This window comes from Flavobacterium sp. GW821-FHT12A05 (assembly GCF_058807735.1).
In genome coordinates this window covers 273,724-289,266 of record NZ_JBXAQY010000005.1, presented here as the reverse complement: position 1 = coordinate 289,266, position 15,543 = coordinate 273,724, and the positions used below count along the sequence as shown (strand labels likewise).

Here is a 15,543-nt window from a genome sequence, read left to right as displayed (position 1 = left end):
GAGCGTGAAACAAAAAAACTTTGCGCCTTCGCGTCTTCGCTGCAAAAAACAACATAATATGTCACAAAACAAAAATGCCTTAATCCGGTACAAAACCATCGACAAATGCCTGCAGAATAAATATCGGCAATGGACACTTGAGGATTTAATCGAATGCTGTTCTGAAGCTTTATTCGAATACGAAGGTCGGGAAAACCCAATCAGCAAGCGAACCATTCAGATGGATATTCAGCTGATGCGAAGTGAAAAACTAGGCTATAATGCGCCAATCGTGGTTTATGATAAAAAGTATTATAAATATGAAGACGAAGATTTTTCTATAACCGATATTCCGCTTACAGAAACCGACATGAATGTTTTAACCGAAACAGTTTCGATGCTGAAACAATTTAAAGATTTCTCTTTATTTAATGATGTTTCCGATATTCTGCAGCGACTGGAGGATAAAATCTATTCTGAAAAATCCCATACCAAACCTGTTATTTATCTGGATAAAAACGAAAAGCTAAAAGGGCTTCATTATCTGGATGAAATATATCAGGCGATAATCAAGAAAATGGTACTGCTTATTACGTATAAATCTTTTAAATCTGCCGAAGAAACGAAATTCCATTTCCATCCTTTTATATTAAAAGAGTTCAATAACCGCTGGTTTTTGATTGGAAAGAAAAAAGCCTCACAGCCCATTACCAATTTGGCTTTGGATAGAATCATCTCAATTGACTACGATTTTAATCTTCCTTATCTAGAAGAAGATTTTGATGCCGATACCTATTATAAAGATGTAATTGGCGTTACTGTAAATTCAGGATTGAATGCAAGACGTATCGAACTATGGGTCGATGCTTCGAATGCGCCTTATGTACTCACAAAGCCTTTGCATACTTCTCAGCGATTAATTAAGGAAAATGAAGATGGTAGTATTATTGTACACCTATATGTAATACCTAATTATGAAATGGAACGGCTTCTGTTGGGTTTTGGAAGCTGTTTAGAGATTTTAAGGCCAGAAAGTTTAAGAAATCGCATGAAAAAGACACTTCAAAGCGCCATTTCGCGATACGATTCTGAAAACATAACTGAATTAAATGCATAATTTTTTACAGAATACAGAATTAAAAGCGTTTTAAAAACTAAAAAAAGATTTTTACAGCATTAAAAATGTTAAAATCTAAAAAAAGAATAGTATATTTCACTATAAATAAACCACCAAACCACTAGAAATCAGTGAGATTTTTTAATTAACCAAAAAATTATTAAAAAATAATATGCATGCATAGTATTTTTTAATTATATTTGAAATCGATATAGTTACCTATGAAAGACAAAACAATAGATTATATTTTGAGAGCTACATGGCAGGCTGTTTCAAGAATGTATAATGAAGAGGCTGCGAAATACGATGCTACCATGGCAACCGGATTTGCTCTTTTAAGTATGGACAAGGAAGAAGGAACTCCATCGACCGCTTTAGGTCCCAGAATGGGCATGGAAGCAACCAGCTTAACCAGAACTTTAAAATCTATGGAAGAAAAAGGTTTAATTGTTCGCAAAAAGAACCCAAGCGACGGCCGAGGTGTTTTAATCTACCTGACCGATTTTGGAAAAGAAAAAAGAGATTTATCTAAAAATACAGTTCTGAAATTTAATGAAACCGTTAGAAAACATGTAACAGACGAAAAGCTGAAACATTTTATCGAAGTTTCTGAAATTATAAACGAATTAATTCAGGACAAAAATATATTCAATCAAACAGAAAATGAATAATCTTTTTTGAAGACCAATTCAAATTCTACCCAAAAAACAAATTTAACAAATATGAAACGCACAATTAAAAAAGTTGCTGTAATTGGATCCGGAATTATGGGTTCAGGAATAGCTTGTCATTTTGCTAATATTGGTGTTGAAGTTTTACTTCTTGACATCGTACCGCGTGAACTGACCGAAGCTGAAGCTAAAAAAGGATTAACACTTGAAAGTAAAGCCGTTCGCAACCGTGTGGTAAACGAACATTTGGCGAATTCATTAAAATCTAAACCATCTCCTATTTACAGTCAAAAATTCGCAAACAGAATCACAACTGGAAATACAACTGATGATATGGCAAAAATTGCCAATGTTGATTGGATTATTGAGGTTGTAGTAGAGCGTTTAGATATTAAGAAATTAGTTTTTGAGCAAATCGAGAAATTCCGCAAACCGGGAACTTTAGTTACTTCTAACACTTCTGGTATTCCAATTCATTTTATGAGCGAAGGAAGAAGCGAAGATTTTCAACAGCACTTCTGCGGAACCCACTTTTTTAACCCTGCGCGTTACTTAAAATTATTTGAAATTATTCCTGGTCCAAAAACTTCTACAGAAGTATTGGATTTCTTAAACGAATACGGTTCTAAATTCTTAGGAAAAACTTCGGTTGTTGCTAAAGATACTCCGGCGTTTATTGGAAACAGAATTGGTATTTACGGAATCCAGAGTTTATTCCACTTGGTAAAAGAAATGGGATTAACGATTGAAGAAGTTGATAAATTGACAGGACCAGTAATTGGTCGTCCAAAATCGGCTACTTTCCGTACCGTTGACGTTGTTGGATTGGATACTTTGGTACACGTTGCCAATGGTATTTACGAAAACTGCCCTAACGACGAACAACACGAATTATTCAAACTTCCTGATTTCATCAACAAAATGATGGAAAATAATTGGCTAGGAAGCAAAACCGGACAAGGTTTTTATAAAAAAGTAGATAAAGATATTCTTTCTTTAGACTTAGATACATTAGAATACCGCGCTGCAAAAAAAGCAAATTTTGCTACTCTTGAACTAACAAAAACTATCGATAAACCTATCAATCGTTTTAAAGTTTTAGTAAAAGGAACAGACAAAGCGGGAGAATTCTACCGTAAGAGTTTCGCTGGAATGTTTGCTTACGTTTCAAACAGAGTTCCTGAAATCTCAGACGAATTATACAAAATTGACGATGCCATGAAAGCTGGTTTTGGATGGGAAAATGGTCCATTCGAAATCTGGGATGCTATTGGTGTTGCCAAAGGAATTGAAATCATGAAAGCCGAAGGTTTAGCCCCTGCTGCATGGGTTACTGAAATGCTGGCTTCTGGAAGCGATAGTTTCTACTCTGTAAAAGAAGGAGCAACTTATTTCTATAACATTCCAACAAAATCACAAGTTAAAGTTCCTGGACAAGATTCATTCATTATCCTAAACAACATCCGCGAAAGCAAAAAAGTTTGGAGCAACAGTGGTGCAATCATTCAGGATTTAGGAGATGGAATCTTAAACTTAGAATTCCAATCTAAAATGAATACTATTGGCGGCGATGTACTTGCTGCTATCAATAAAGCAATTGACTTATCTGAAAAAGAATATCAAGGTTTAGTTATTGGAAACCAAGCAGCGAATTTCTCTGTTGGGGCTAATATCGGAATGATTTTCATGATGGCAGTTGAGCAGGAATACGACGAATTAAACATGGCAATTAAATTGTTCCAAGACACCATGATGCGTGTTCGTTACTCTTCTATTCCAGTTGTAGTGGCGCCTCACGGAATGACTTTTGGTGGTGGATGCGAAATGAGTTTGCACGCTGATAAAGTGGTTGCTGCTGCAGAAACTTATATGGGATTAGTTGAATTTGGTGTTGGTGTAATTCCTGGTGGTGGTGGTTCTAAAGAAATGACGTTAAGAGCTTCAGATTTATTCCGCAAAAACGATGTGGAGCTGAACGTTCTTCAAGAGTATTTCTTGACAATCGCAATGGCTAAAGTTTCGACTTCTGGTTATGAAGCTTTTGACACTGGACTTTTGCAGCATGGAAAAGACGTTATTGTAGTAAACAAAGATCGTCAGATTGCTGAAGCTAAGAAACATGCATTGTTAATGGCAGAAGCAGGTTATACACAGCCTATCAGAAGAAATGATATTAAAGTTTTAGGAAAACAAGCTTTGGGTATGTTCTTAGTTGGAACAGATCAAATGCAGGCTGGAAAATACATTTCTGAGCACGACAAGAAAATCGCTAACAAACTGGCTTATGTAATGGCTGGTGGTGATTTATCTGAAGCAACTTTAGTATCTGAACAATATTTATTAGATATCGAACGTGAAGCTTTCTTGAGTTTATGTACAGAAAGAAAAACTCTGGAGCGTATTCAATATATGTTAACTAAAGGAAAACCGCTTCGTAACTAGAAAAGTAGAAGAAAGATGCAAGAAGCAAGATTTCAAAACAAAGTTTTGTCTTTTCTCTTGGCTCTTGCTTCTATAAATCTTAAAAAAAACAAAAACAAATGAAAACAGCATATATAGTAAAAGCATACAGAACAGCAGTTGGAAAAGCTCCAAAAGGTGTTTTTAGATTTAAAAGACCTGATGAATTAGCTGCAGAAACGATCCAGTTTATGATGGACGAACTGCCTAACTTTGATAAAAAACGTATCGACGACGTTATGGTAGGAAATGCCATGCCGGAAGCAGAACAAGGTCTTAACGTTGGCCGTTTGATCTCTTTAATGGGATTAAAAGTAGAAGATGTTCCTGGTGTAACTGTAAACCGTTACTGTGCTTCTGGATTAGAAACTATCGGAATGGCAACAGCTAAAATCCAATCAGGAATGGCAGATTGTATCATTGCCGGTGGCGCAGAAAGTATGAGTTATATTCCGATGGGAGGTTACAAACCAACTCCGGATTATAAAGTTGCGGCTGCAGGTCACGAAGATTACTACTGGGGAATGGGTTTAACTGCTGAAGCGGTTGCTAATCAATACAAAATCTCAAGAGAAGATCAGGATGAGTTCGCTTACAACTCTCACATGAAAGCGTTAAAAGCACAAGCAGAAGGAAAATTTGACAAACAAATCGTTCCAATTACTGTTGAGCAGACTTTCATCAATGAAAATGGTAAAAAAGAAACAAAATCATACGTTGTAAACAAAGACGAAGGTCCAAGAGCAGGAACTTCTAAAGAAGCTTTAGCAGGTTTAAAACCCGTTTTTGCTGCTGATGGAAGTGTAACCGCAGGTAACTCTTCTCAAATGAGCGACGGTGCTGCATTCGTTTTAATCATGAGCGAAGAAATGGTAAAAGAATTAAATCTTGAACCAATTGCACGTTTGGTAAACTTTGCTTCTTCTGGTGTTGAGCCAAGAATTATGGGTATTGGTCCTGTAAAAGCAATTCCGAAAGCGTTGAAACAAGCTGGATTAACATTGAACGATATCGAGCTAATTGAATTAAACGAGGCTTTTGCCTCACAAGCATTAGCAGTAACTCGCGAATTAAATATAAACCCGGAAATCGTAAACGTAAACGGTGGAGCGATCGCTTTAGGTCACCCTCTGGGATGTACAGGGGCTAAACTTTCTGTTCAGTTATTCGACGAAATGAAACGCAGAGGTAACAAATACGGAATTGTTTCTATGTGTGTGGGGACTGGGCAAGGAAGCGCTGGAGTATACGAGGTTTTGTAGACTGTTCTTAAGAGGAAAGATGCAAGAAGAAAGACTGAATTTTGGAATGAAACCATTCTGAGAACAAGACTTTAAAAGTAGTAAAAAACTTACTTTTAATTTTTCTTTCTTATCTTGCCTCAAAAAAACATGAGACACAATTTTAAGAATTTGAAAATTTGGATTTTAGCTATGAATATTACAAATGATATTTATAAACTGACATTAACTTTTCCAAAATTCGAGATGTATAGCTTGACAAGTCAGATGAATAGATGCTCCGTTTCAATGCCATCAAATATTGCAGAAGGTTCAAACAGAGGGAATAAACATTTTCAACACTATTTGAATATTAGTTTAGGATCTTCATTTGAATTACAGACACAATTATTGATAGCATGTCAGAACGCCTATTTATCAAAAGAAAAAACAGAAGAAATAGAAAACAAAATAATTGAATTTCAAAAGATGATCACAGGTTTCATCAACAAGTTAGACAACAATCTTTCTTCTTGACTCTTGCATCTTTTAATCTAAACAAAAACAAAATGGCAGATACAATCGAAAAAAACGTGACTCGTGGAGGTCAGTTTTTAGTTAAAGAAACAAAATGCGAGGATATCTTCACACCAGAAGATTTCTCTGAAGAGCAGTTAATGATGCGTGACTCTGTAAAAGAGTTCGTAGACAAAGAATTATGGGCGCACAAAGATCGTTTTGAGAAAAAAGATTACGCTTATACAGAATCATCTATGCGTAAAGCTGGTGAACTAGGACTTTTAGGAGTTGCAGTTCCGGAAGAATACGGCGGATTAGGAATGGGGTTTGTTTCTACAATGCTGGTTTGTGACTACATTTCTGGAGCAACAGGTTCCTTCTCTACTGCTTTTGGTGCACATACAGGAATTGGAACTATGCCAATTACACTTTATGGTACTGAGGAACAAAAGAAAAAATACGTTCCAAAATTGGCTTCTGGAGAATGGTTTGGAGCTTATTGCTTAACAGAACCAGGCGCAGGATCTGATGCTAACTCAGGAAAAACAAAAGCGGTTTTATCTGAAGATGGAAAATACTACTCTATTACAGGTCAAAAAATGTGGATTTCGAATGCAGGTTTCTGCAGCGTTTTCATTGTTTTTGCTCGTATTGGAGATGATAAAAATATTACAGGTTTCATCGTAGAAAACGATCCTTCAAACGGAATTTCTATGAATGAAGAAGAGCATAAATTAGGAATCCGTGCTTCTTCTACTCGTCAGGTTTTCTTCAACGAAACAAAAGTTCCGGTTGAAAACATGTTGTCTGAAAGAGGAAACGGTTTCAAAATCGCAATGAACGCTTTAAATGTTGGCCGTATTAAACTAGCAGCAGCTTGTTTAGATGCTCAAAGAAGAGTTACTTCTGGAGCTGTAAAATATGCTAACGAAAGAATTCAGTTCAATACTTCTATTTCATCTTTTGGAGCTATCCGTTCTAAATTAGCTGAAATGGCAACAAATGCTTACGCTGGAGAAAGTGCTTCTTACCGTGCTGCAAAAGATATCGAAGACAGAATCGCTGCTCGTGAAGCAGAAGGAACAAGTCACCAAGAAGCTGAATTAAAAGGTGTTGAAGAATATGCTATCGAGTGTTCTATCTTGAAAGTAGCGGTTTCTGAAGACGTTCAAAACTGTTCTGACGAAGGTATTCAGGTTTTTGGCGGGATGGGATTCTCTGAAGATACTCCAATGGAAAGTGCCTGGAGAGATGCTCGTATCGCTCGTATCTACGAAGGAACAAACGAAATCAACAGAATGCTTTCTGTAGGTATGTTGATCAAAAAAGCAATGAAAGGTCACGTTGATTTACTTGGACCAGCAATGAAAGTTCAGGAAGAATTAATGGGAATTCCATCTTTTGACACGCCTGATTTCTCTGAATTATTCTCAGAAGAAAAAGTAATCGTAGCTAACTTGAAAAAAGTTTTCTTAATGGTTGCCGGAAGCGCTGTTCAAAAATACGGTCCGGATTTAGATTCTCACCAACAATTATTAATGGCTGCTGCCGATATCCTAATCGAAATCTACATGGCTGAAAGTACAATTCTTAGAACTGAGAAATTAGCTAAAAGAGAAGGCGAAGATAAAGTACAAGAGCAAATTGCTATGGCAAAATTATACTTGTATAAAGCGGTAGATATCGTAAACTTAAGAGGAAAAGAAGGAATTGCTTCTTTCTCTGAAGGAGACGAACAACGCATGATGTTAATGGGACTTAAACGTTTCACAAAATACACTAACCTGCCAAACGTTGTGGCATTGAGAGAAAAAATCGCAGAAAAATTAGTGGCAGAAAATTCATACTGCTTCTAATACAAAAATAGTTTTTAGCTTTTAATTTGTTTAAACCCGCACAAGTCCGAAACTGTGCGGGTTTATTTTTTTTGTTTTTTACCATGTAAGTGATATAAGTTCATTTAAAAAGAATGTTGTTCGACATTCTTTTCGTAGAGACGCACCGCAGTGCGTCTACTCTTAGATTTTTTAATCATTTTAATCCTGTAATCTGTGGCATTTTTTTGTAGAGACGCACAGCAGTGCGTCTATTCGTGACGTAGACGCACTGCTGTGCGTCTCTACAAGAAAAAACAAACAACAATAAAACGCAATATTTTTGCAACGATTTGCAAAATATTCGTTAAAATTAACTTTCTGAAGCAGGTAAAATAGTTAAATATCAAATGTATTACTTTATATTTAGCGTTCTAAAAACTTCAAAAAACACAAAATGAAACAAATTAACCTAATTGCACTTTTATTTTGCTGCATTTTATCTACAAGCACGTTTGCGCAGAAAAACAAAAAATTCGACATTATCGCTTATTACACAGGCGATTCTAAACTAATTGACGAGTACGAAGTCAATAAATTAAATCAAATCATCTTTAGTTTTTGCCATTTAAAAGACGGAAAACTCAGCGTCGATTCGGCTAAAGATTCTATTACCATTAAACATTTAGTTTCTTTAAAAGCTAAAAATCCACAATTAAAAATTATTGTATCACTTGGCGGCTGGGGAGGCTGCGAACCTTGTTCAGATGCATTTTCAACCGCTGAGGGACGTTTGAAATTTGCTAAATCTGTGAAAGAAGTAAGCGATTATTTTAAAATTGACGGTTTAGATTTAGATTGGGAATACCCTTCAATCGAAGGACTTCCGGGTCATTTATACCAAGCCGCTGATAAACCTAATTTTACTGAATTGATAAAAATATTACGTTCTACCTTAGGTAAAAAATACGAATTAAGTTTTGCTGCAGGAGGTTTTCAAAAATGTTTAGATGAATCTATCGACTGGAAAGCAGTTGCTCCATTTGTAAACCGTATCAACATTATGAGTTACGATTTAGTAAACGGATATTCTAAAGTTACGGGGCATCATACACCATTATACAGCACAAATCCTAAAGAAGAATCTACAGACAGAGCGGTAACCTTTTTATTAAAACAAGGTGTTCCGGCTGAAAAATTAGTAATTGGAGGCGCATTTTATACCAGACAATGGAAAAATGTAGAAAATATCAATAACGGATTATATCAGGCTGGAGAACACTTTCAAGGTGTTGATTTTAAAAACTATGCATCGGTTTATACTGAAGAAAACGGTTGGAAATATTTCTGGGATGACAAAGCAAAAGCTCCGTACTGGTACAACGCATCAACTAAAACTTTTGCAACATCGGACGATCTTAAATCCATCAAAGCAAAAACAGAATACGTAAAAGAGAAAAAACTGGGAGGAATCATGTTTTGGGAACTTACTCTGGACAGTTTCCGCGACGGAATGGTCGATGAAATTTATAAAGTTAAAACGGCTAAATAATCCGTAAAAAACCAAAATAAAACGGCAGTTATTTCTTTTGAAGTAACTGCCGTTTTTATTTTATTCTAAAGAAAAACTATTTCACTTTCGATTTATCTAATTCTCCAATAAACGGAATTGATTCCAGAATTTCGGCTCTGATTATAGTTTGCAGATAAATTTCTAATTGAATAAACTTAGCGGCATTTATAGCTCCTATAGCTTTTTTAGCCTGTCCATAAGTTTTAGAATATAATTTTTCGTAATCGATATGGTTTTTCAGAGTTCCTTTTGCCAACTCATCTGCTTTAGCATCTGTAAGGGTTTCATAATTGGCTGCATAATCATTAATTAACTGAAATTTGGATTGCCCAAGCTCTTTACGTTTAATCTCATACTCATCGTACACTTTAGTAAAAGCTGCCGATTGTGTATCGGATAAATTCATGTATTGTTTTACTAAATCGCTTTTTGATTTTCCGTAAACACTTTGTAAAACATCTACATCTTCTTTAAATGAAGATTGTGCATAAGATGAAAACGCGGCAATGGCCATAATAAAAATAAGACTTAATTTTTTCATAGTTTTGATTTTAAATTTGTTTCTAAATAATTATGCATTACAAAATATATTAATTCAAAAAAAATGGGGTTCAATAATAGTCATACAAGAAAACAATTAGCCTTATTTTTTACTTTCGGCTGCTTTTGGAGCATAAATTACTCCATCATAAAAAATTGGCGCGCGATTATTACTATTGACCGAGAGTGTGGTTCCTCCGTCAAAAAATATAGAAAACATCAAATCATAAACATCATCCTTTCCTTTTACAGAAGCTTTAAGTGTATAATTCTTCTTGTTTTTCTCTACTTTAATATTTTGAGGTATTCCTTCAAATTTAATTCCGCCGTCGGTACCATAACCTATATTATAACCTCGGCCAAAAAAAGGAAGATCACAAGTTGTTTTCTCTGTATTAAACTTCAAGAAATAAGTGTTGTAATCTAAATTGATAAGTCGGCCGCCTTGAGGCGTAAGTCTTTGAGCCTCAAAAACAAAATTATTAGAATTGATTAATGCCTCAATTTCTTTTTGTTTTTGTGCATCGCGTTCGGCTTTCAGCTCTTTTTTCGTTTTTTCCTGAGCAGAAACAGAAAAACTCAAAAAGCCAAGCAATAGAAACAAAACGGATAATTTAGTTTTCATTTGTATCCAATTTTAATTGCTAAAAAATTAGCATAACTACTTTTTGGTAAATCGCATCATCGCAATATCTCCTGAGATAAGATTCAACGTTTTACCGTTATCAGTAATGTCGTAAGAAGTTATTTTTTGAAGCGTACTCATATAAGTCTGCTCGCCATTATGGCCGTCCATACACATCATTTTTGTAACTGCCATAGGCTGTGTAAAATCAATTTTATTTCCGTCGACTACCAATTTCCCTGTATAAGTATTACAACTGTTATTACCGGAAACCTGATTGTCTTTAGTATTAAAAGTTATCGTTGGCTTTTTTTGGGGATATAAACCATCAAAAGCAATTCTTGGTCCGGTAATATAATTGAGTTCCCAAGTACCATCGAGTTTTGAAACGGCATCAGTTTTTTTGCTTTTAGAAGTATTACACGAAAGTATCACAAAACTAAGAAAAACAAGAGTAAAAATCTTTTTCATCATAACATTAAGAATTAAATATGAACGAATTAGAGAAGTATAGCTTCAGTAAAAAATTACTAAAACTCTTACGAATTTAAGCATTATTTTTGGTTTTTGTGCTCAATCGATCTTAAATTATAAAGGATAGTTTGACTTTTTTTTAACTTTTAGAGGTAAACTATTCCGTTATTTTATGTTAAATTTACTTAATCTTTAATTTAAAATGCCCATAAATATGAAAAAACTGGTCGTATCTTTCGCTATAATTGCAGCTTTAGTAATTGGCTGTAAGACAAATACAAAATCAAATGATGCTAAAACACTGACTGTAGCATTAGAGCCAAAAAGCAATAGTAAAGTAGGCGGAACTGCTACTTTTACTGAGAAAAATGGCAAAGTTACTTTTACAGCAAAAATGACTGGTTTAGAGCCGGGAGTTCACGCCATACACATTCACGAAAAAGCAGATTGCAGTGCTGCAGACGGAAGCTCAGCTGGCGGACACTGGAATCCTACTTTTAAAAAACACGGAAAATGGGGAGTTGGAGAATATCATAAAGGTGATATTGGAAACTTTACCGCTGATGCAAAAGGAAACGGATCTATCACTTTAACGACTGACGAATGGTGTATAGGCTGTGATGATGAGACTAAAAATATATTAAACAAAGGTTTAATTGTTCACCAGGGAACAGATGATTTTACAACCCAGCCAACCGGAAATGCCGGCGGTCGTGTTGCCTGTGCAGGGATAATTAAATAATAAATATCAATAACCACTATATTTCACAAAAATCTAGTGGTTATTTTATTTTTAATTCATTCTAAAACAATAAAAAGATATAGCTTTGCAGCTATAAATTTAATTCAATGATTAACCCATCAGCACACGGCTGGATAGATAAATTTTTTAGCGAGCAAAAGTTTTCAGAAGCAATTCCTTTTGAAACTGCTGATTCTTTCTACTATAAAGTAAGAGAGACCGGTTTTATCTACGGTCATATCATTGCAATTGATTCACAAGTTCCAATTCCGATAAAAGGCTGGTTTAAAACCGAGATTTCTAAAGTTGCCTTATTAAATACACTTTATCATGTTTTTTGTTTAGAGAAAAGAAGTTCTGAACCAAATAACTTTATTGCCGAAGTATTGAAATTCTACAAACAAATGAATCCGGAAGGGTTTAATTTGTTTAAGATCTTGCTTCCAAAAGATACTCCTTCTTTCTCTTTAGAAAATATAATAGACCAGCGCGTACAAACAAACGACAGCATCATCAGCAAAAACTTTTCGCATTTGGTAACCAATGCGCTTTTGTTTATTGATGTTCTGGCATTTAGACAATATTTAGAGCACGGAGAAATTCCTGAAAAGTATTTAAAACGAATCGAAGAAACCGTTTTGGGAATTGTAGGTCTGGCCTTAAAAACAAAAACTGTCAAATCGCAGCACGACGATTTATTAAATAAACTTTTTGAAGCGTCTATCCGTTATTCTAAATTCTCTAAAGTTACGGTTGATACCTTAGAAACTTTACAATTGGATTATTTCCAAAATAAATTAGAACACTTTTATTTAATTGATATGGCCGGAATGGCTTTATGGAGTGATGGTGTGGTTGAAAATGAAGAATCGTACTTTTTGTATTCTCTTGGTTCGATGATGGGAATTTCTGATCAATTTGTAGCTCAAAGTATCGAAACGACGCATACTTTTATTACAACTCATAAAAAGAAAATACCTTACTTTAATTACTCCAATCCAGTTAAGCATTTTTACGACCAGATGACACACAGCGTTGTAAAACTGATTATAAGAAACAAAAACCGATTAATTAAGGAAATAGTTCAGAGTAAAGAATTAATGGTTCTATTGGCTTATTCTACAACCAGAGACCTGGATGCAAAGGAAAAGAAAAAAGTAAAAAAACAGCTTTTGGATATTTGTAAAACAATTCCATCGTTAACTATATTTTTACTTCCGGGCGGCAGTTTACTATTGCCAATTTTAATAAAGTTTATCCCCACGATGTTACCATCTGCGTTTAATGAAAACCTAGACGAAAACGAATAAAAAAATCGCCCTTTTGAGGCGATTTCTTTTTTTATCTATTAAAGATCAAGCTGATAAACCTGATCTAATTCATCATTTGAACTAATGGTAACATTTAAATCGGTTACAAAACCAGAATTTAAACCGTAAACCCATCCGTGAAGCATTAAATCCTGACCGCTTTTCCAAGCTCCTTGTACAATCGAAGTTTTTGCTAAGTTGTAAACCTGCTCTTTTGCATTGATTTCAACAAATGCATTAAAACGCTCTGTTTCGTCTGCAATTGAATTTAAGTATTTATCGTGTAAACGGTATTCATCTTTAATATGACGAAGCCAGTTGTCGATAATTCCAACAGACTGCTGACCCATTGCTGCTTTTACACCACCGCAGCCATAATGACCGCAAACAATAACGTGCTTTACTTTTAAAACATTTACTGCATAATCTAATACACTTAACATATTCATATCAGAGTGAACAACCATGTTCGCAATATTTCTGTGTACAAACACCTCACCTGGTTTAGCACCAATGATTTCGTTTGCAGGTACACGGCTGTCAGAACATCCAATCCATAATAATGGCGGCGATTGTCCTTTTGCTAAATCGGCGAAGTAATTAGGATCTTTTGCCAATGAATCTTCAACCCACTTTTTATTGTTCTCTAGTATTTGTTCATAAAACTTTCTCATTCTTTTTTATTTTTTTGTATTATCAATGCTTAAGCATATCAAAAAGTCTTTACTGTAAAGTTATCTAAATTTTGATATTTCTCAAGCTCGATTAATATCTTTATTTATATAATTTGTTTAAAAATTTTCTTTTACTTCTTCTTTCTTAACTAATGCACGTTTTGCAACATCATAATAATGCTCGATAGTTACGTGATTATTGTTATCCGGAGTGTTCTCTAATTCGTAAGCCTCTTTAAAACCTTTCAGTTTTACTTTGATGTTTTCATCAATGGCACGGGTTTCTTTAAATTCACGAATTAAATCCAGAACATCATGTGCAATATACTCTGTATCATGAGCATTGATCACTACTTTTGAATTTTCTGGAATTTCACTTAATGTTTGTTTAATTGCCGCTTTATTCAAAAATGAAACTTCTTGCGCCAGGTCGATATGTATAATATCTCCGTCTTCGTATTCTTCTTTTTTGAAATTGTAGGCTCTTTTTAAGTTTCCTCTTAAAACAAAAATGATACTAATGATAATTCCTAAAGCAACTCCTTTAAGCAAATCTGTCGCAACGACAAAGACCAAAGTTGCAATAAAAGGGACAAACTGGTATTTCCCCTTTTCCCAGAAATGCATAAAGGTTGCTGGTTTTGCTAATTTATATCCTACCAAGATTAAAACAGTTGCCAAAGTTGCCAATGGAATTTTATTTAAAATTGCAGGAATAGATAAAACACTTATTAATAATAGTACGCCATGAATAATAGCTGACATTTTAGATTTTGCACCTGCATTATTGTTTGCAGACGATCTTACTACTACAGATGTCATAGGCAGACCTCCTAAAAGAGAACTTACCATATTACCAATACCTTGCGCTCTTAGCTCAACATTGGTGTTTGTATAACGTTTTTGAACGTCCATTCTATCCGAAGCTTCGATACACAAAAGTGTTTCAATAGAAGCAACAATGGCAATTGTAACAGCTACAACCCAAACCTGCGGATTTGTAATAGCGGCAAAGTTTGGTGTAATTAGAATAGACTTAAATTCATCAAAAGATTTTGGAACTGGCAAAGAAACCAAATGCTCTTTTGCAATTGCCAATGAGCTTCCTGTAGATATAAAGAATTCATTTAATAACACTCCCAGAATTACGGCAACAAGCGCACCCGGAACTAATTTTAATTTCTTTAAAAACGGAACTTTATCCCAGGAAATTAAAATAACAAGTGATACTAATGAAACTACAACTGCACCAAGGTGAATATGGTTTAAAACGTCAAAAAGAAAAGAAAATGAATTGCTTCCGTCGCTTTGAGCAAAAGCCTGATCTCCTTCAAAATCTGCATCGTAACCAAATGCGTGCGGAATTTGTTTTAGAATAATAATAATTCCAATACCCGCTAACATTCCTTCGATTACGTTAGTTGGAAAATAATTAGATATACTTCCGGCTTTTAAAAATCCTAATGCTAATTGAATTATTCCTGCAATAAATACAGACAGTAAAAACACATCAAAAGCGCCAAAATCAGTAATAGCGGTTAATATAATAGCTGTTAAACCAGCGGCAGGCCCTGAAACGCTGATGTGTGACTGGCTTAAATAACCTACCACAATACCACCAATAACACCTGCAATAATTCCAGAAAATAACGGCGCTCCAGAAGCCATTGCAATACCTAAACACAATGGAAGAGCCACCAAGAAAACCACTAAACCTGAAGCAAAATCAGATTTAAGGTTGGCAAAAAGATTGATTTTTTTTGTCATAATACAATACTAAAAAATTGATACATTAAAGATCCACTGCATTTATCTCAAATACAGC

At 34.8% G+C, this 15,543-nt stretch carries 14 protein-coding genes; 9 read left to right on the top strand and 5 right to left on the bottom strand.

Annotated features, from left to right (window positions below):
• The first annotated feature begins 58 nt into the window (after nucleotides 1–58).
• The 7 genes from AC1RRQ_RS13585 (at nucleotide 59) to AC1RRQ_RS13555 (ending at nucleotide 9,332) form a co-directional block, all read left to right on the top strand.
• A complete protein-coding gene (locus AC1RRQ_RS13585) occupies nucleotides 59–1,096 on the top strand; it encodes a helix-turn-helix transcriptional regulator (protein ID WP_493023574.1) in 1,038 nt (345 codons plus the stop codon).
• A 221-nt stretch (nucleotides 1,097–1,317) separates the two neighbouring features.
• Entirely contained in the window at nucleotides 1,318–1,767 is a 450-nt protein-coding gene (locus tag AC1RRQ_RS13580; protein WP_493023573.1) for a MarR family winged helix-turn-helix transcriptional regulator, read from the top strand.
• A 51-nt stretch (nucleotides 1,768–1,818) separates the two neighbouring features.
• Nucleotides 1,819–4,209 carry a 3-hydroxyacyl-CoA dehydrogenase/enoyl-CoA hydratase family protein gene (locus AC1RRQ_RS13575; protein WP_493023572.1) on the top strand — a complete coding sequence of 797 codons (2,391 nt, stop codon included), beginning with the start codon at nucleotides 1,819–1,821 and terminating at the stop codon, nucleotides 4,207–4,209.
• 98 nt (nucleotides 4,210–4,307) lie between these two features.
• Nucleotides 4,308–5,489 carry a thiolase family protein gene (locus tag AC1RRQ_RS13570; RefSeq protein WP_198856475.1) on the top strand — a complete coding sequence of 394 codons (1,182 nt, stop codon included), beginning with the start codon at nucleotides 4,308–4,310 and terminating at the stop codon, nucleotides 5,487–5,489.
• A gap of 129 nt (nucleotides 5,490–5,618) precedes the next feature.
• Nucleotides 5,619–5,984: a four helix bundle protein gene (locus AC1RRQ_RS13565; RefSeq protein WP_493023571.1), complete on the top strand. Its 366-nt coding sequence runs from the start codon at nucleotides 5,619–5,621 to the stop codon at nucleotides 5,982–5,984.
• Nucleotides 5,985–6,016: 32 nt separating this feature from the next.
• On the top strand, nucleotides 6,017–7,822 hold the full coding sequence (locus AC1RRQ_RS13560) for an acyl-CoA dehydrogenase FadE (protein ID WP_493023570.1): 1,806 nt from the start codon (nucleotides 6,017–6,019) through the stop codon (nucleotides 7,820–7,822).
• Nucleotides 7,823–8,237: 415 nt separating this feature from the next.
• The gene (locus tag AC1RRQ_RS13555) at nucleotides 8,238–9,332 is read left to right on the top strand and encodes a glycoside hydrolase family 18 protein (protein ID WP_493023569.1); all 1,095 of its coding nucleotides are present in this window, start codon (nucleotides 8,238–8,240) and stop codon (nucleotides 9,330–9,332) included.
• A gap of 76 nt (nucleotides 9,333–9,408) precedes the next feature.
• Here AC1RRQ_RS13555 and AC1RRQ_RS13550 read toward each other — a convergent pair whose 3' ends face one another.
• From AC1RRQ_RS13550 to AC1RRQ_RS13540, 3 genes are all read right to left on the bottom strand, one after another.
• Nucleotides 9,409–9,894 (bottom strand): hypothetical protein, encoded by a 486-nt coding sequence (locus tag AC1RRQ_RS13550; RefSeq protein WP_493023568.1) that lies wholly within the window; start codon nucleotides 9,892–9,894, stop codon nucleotides 9,409–9,411.
• Nucleotides 9,895–9,996: 102 nt separating this feature from the next.
• On the bottom strand, nucleotides 9,997–10,518 hold the full coding sequence (locus AC1RRQ_RS13545) for a DUF4251 domain-containing protein (RefSeq protein WP_493023567.1): 522 nt from the start codon (nucleotides 10,516–10,518) through the stop codon (nucleotides 9,997–9,999).
• Between the two features lie 36 nt (nucleotides 10,519–10,554).
• Complete coding sequence (locus AC1RRQ_RS13540; protein ID WP_493023566.1) at nucleotides 10,555–10,992, bottom strand: META domain-containing protein; 438 nt, start codon at nucleotides 10,990–10,992, stop codon at nucleotides 10,555–10,557.
• Nucleotides 10,993–11,206: 214 nt separating this feature from the next.
• On the opposite strand from AC1RRQ_RS13540, the gene AC1RRQ_RS13535 reads away from it, so the two are divergent.
• Together AC1RRQ_RS13535 and AC1RRQ_RS13530 are read left to right on the top strand one after the other, a co-directional pair.
• Nucleotides 11,207–11,734, top strand: coding sequence for a superoxide dismutase family protein (locus AC1RRQ_RS13535; RefSeq protein WP_493023565.1), 528 nt, complete (start codon nucleotides 11,207–11,209; stop codon nucleotides 11,732–11,734).
• A 107-nt stretch (nucleotides 11,735–11,841) separates the two neighbouring features.
• On the top strand, nucleotides 11,842–13,044 hold the full coding sequence (locus AC1RRQ_RS13530; protein WP_493023564.1) for an LETM1-related biofilm-associated protein: 1,203 nt from the start codon (nucleotides 11,842–11,844) through the stop codon (nucleotides 13,042–13,044).
• Nucleotides 13,045–13,082: 38 nt separating this feature from the next.
• Here the strand turns inward: AC1RRQ_RS13530 and can are convergent, their stop codons facing one another.
• Both can and AC1RRQ_RS13520 read right to left on the bottom strand, forming a co-directional pair.
• Nucleotides 13,083–13,718 carry a carbonate dehydratase gene (gene can / locus AC1RRQ_RS13525; RefSeq protein ID WP_493023563.1) on the bottom strand — a complete coding sequence of 212 codons (636 nt, stop codon included), beginning with the start codon at nucleotides 13,716–13,718 and terminating at the stop codon, nucleotides 13,083–13,085.
• 117 nt (nucleotides 13,719–13,835) lie between these two features.
• Nucleotides 13,836–15,485 (bottom strand): SulP family inorganic anion transporter, encoded by a 1,650-nt coding sequence (locus AC1RRQ_RS13520; protein ID WP_493023562.1) that lies wholly within the window; start codon nucleotides 15,483–15,485, stop codon nucleotides 13,836–13,838.
• Nucleotides 15,486–15,543 lie beyond the last annotated feature (58 nt).

Excerpts from the sequence above, each read along its gene's own strand:
- AC1RRQ_RS13545 (WP_493023567.1), bottom strand. The coding sequence starts at position 10,518 with ATGAAAACTAAATTATCCGTTTTGTTTCTATTGCTTGGCTTTTTGAGT.
- AC1RRQ_RS13530 (WP_493023564.1), top strand. The coding sequence starts at position 11,842 with ATGATTAACCCATCAGCACACGGCTGGATAGATAAATTTTTTAGCGAG.
- AC1RRQ_RS13565 (WP_493023571.1), top strand. The coding sequence starts at position 5,619 with ATGAGACACAATTTTAAGAATTTGAAAATTTGGATTTTAGCTATGAAT.
- AC1RRQ_RS13540 (WP_493023566.1), bottom strand. The coding sequence starts at position 10,992 with ATGATGAAAAAGATTTTTACTCTTGTTTTTCTTAGTTTTGTGATACTT.
- AC1RRQ_RS13550 (WP_493023568.1), bottom strand. The coding sequence starts at position 9,894 with ATGAAAAAATTAAGTCTTATTTTTATTATGGCCATTGCCGCGTTTTCA.
- AC1RRQ_RS13570 (WP_198856475.1), top strand. The coding sequence starts at position 4,308 with ATGAAAACAGCATATATAGTAAAAGCATACAGAACAGCAGTTGGAAAA.
- AC1RRQ_RS13520 (WP_493023562.1), bottom strand. The coding sequence starts at position 15,485 with ATGACAAAAAAAATCAATCTTTTTGCCAACCTTAAATCTGATTTTGCT.
- AC1RRQ_RS13585 (WP_493023574.1), top strand. The coding sequence starts at position 59 with ATGTCACAAAACAAAAATGCCTTAATCCGGTACAAAACCATCGACAAA.
- AC1RRQ_RS13575 (WP_493023572.1), top strand. The coding sequence starts at position 1,819 with ATGAAACGCACAATTAAAAAAGTTGCTGTAATTGGATCCGGAATTATG.
- AC1RRQ_RS13580 (WP_493023573.1), top strand. The coding sequence starts at position 1,318 with ATGAAAGACAAAACAATAGATTATATTTTGAGAGCTACATGGCAGGCT.
- AC1RRQ_RS13555 (WP_493023569.1), top strand. The coding sequence starts at position 8,238 with ATGAAACAAATTAACCTAATTGCACTTTTATTTTGCTGCATTTTATCT.
- can (WP_493023563.1), bottom strand. The coding sequence starts at position 13,718 with ATGAGAAAGTTTTATGAACAAATACTAGAGAACAATAAAAAGTGGGTT.
- AC1RRQ_RS13560 (WP_493023570.1), top strand. The coding sequence starts at position 6,017 with ATGGCAGATACAATCGAAAAAAACGTGACTCGTGGAGGTCAGTTTTTA.
- AC1RRQ_RS13535 (WP_493023565.1), top strand. The coding sequence starts at position 11,207 with ATGAAAAAACTGGTCGTATCTTTCGCTATAATTGCAGCTTTAGTAATT.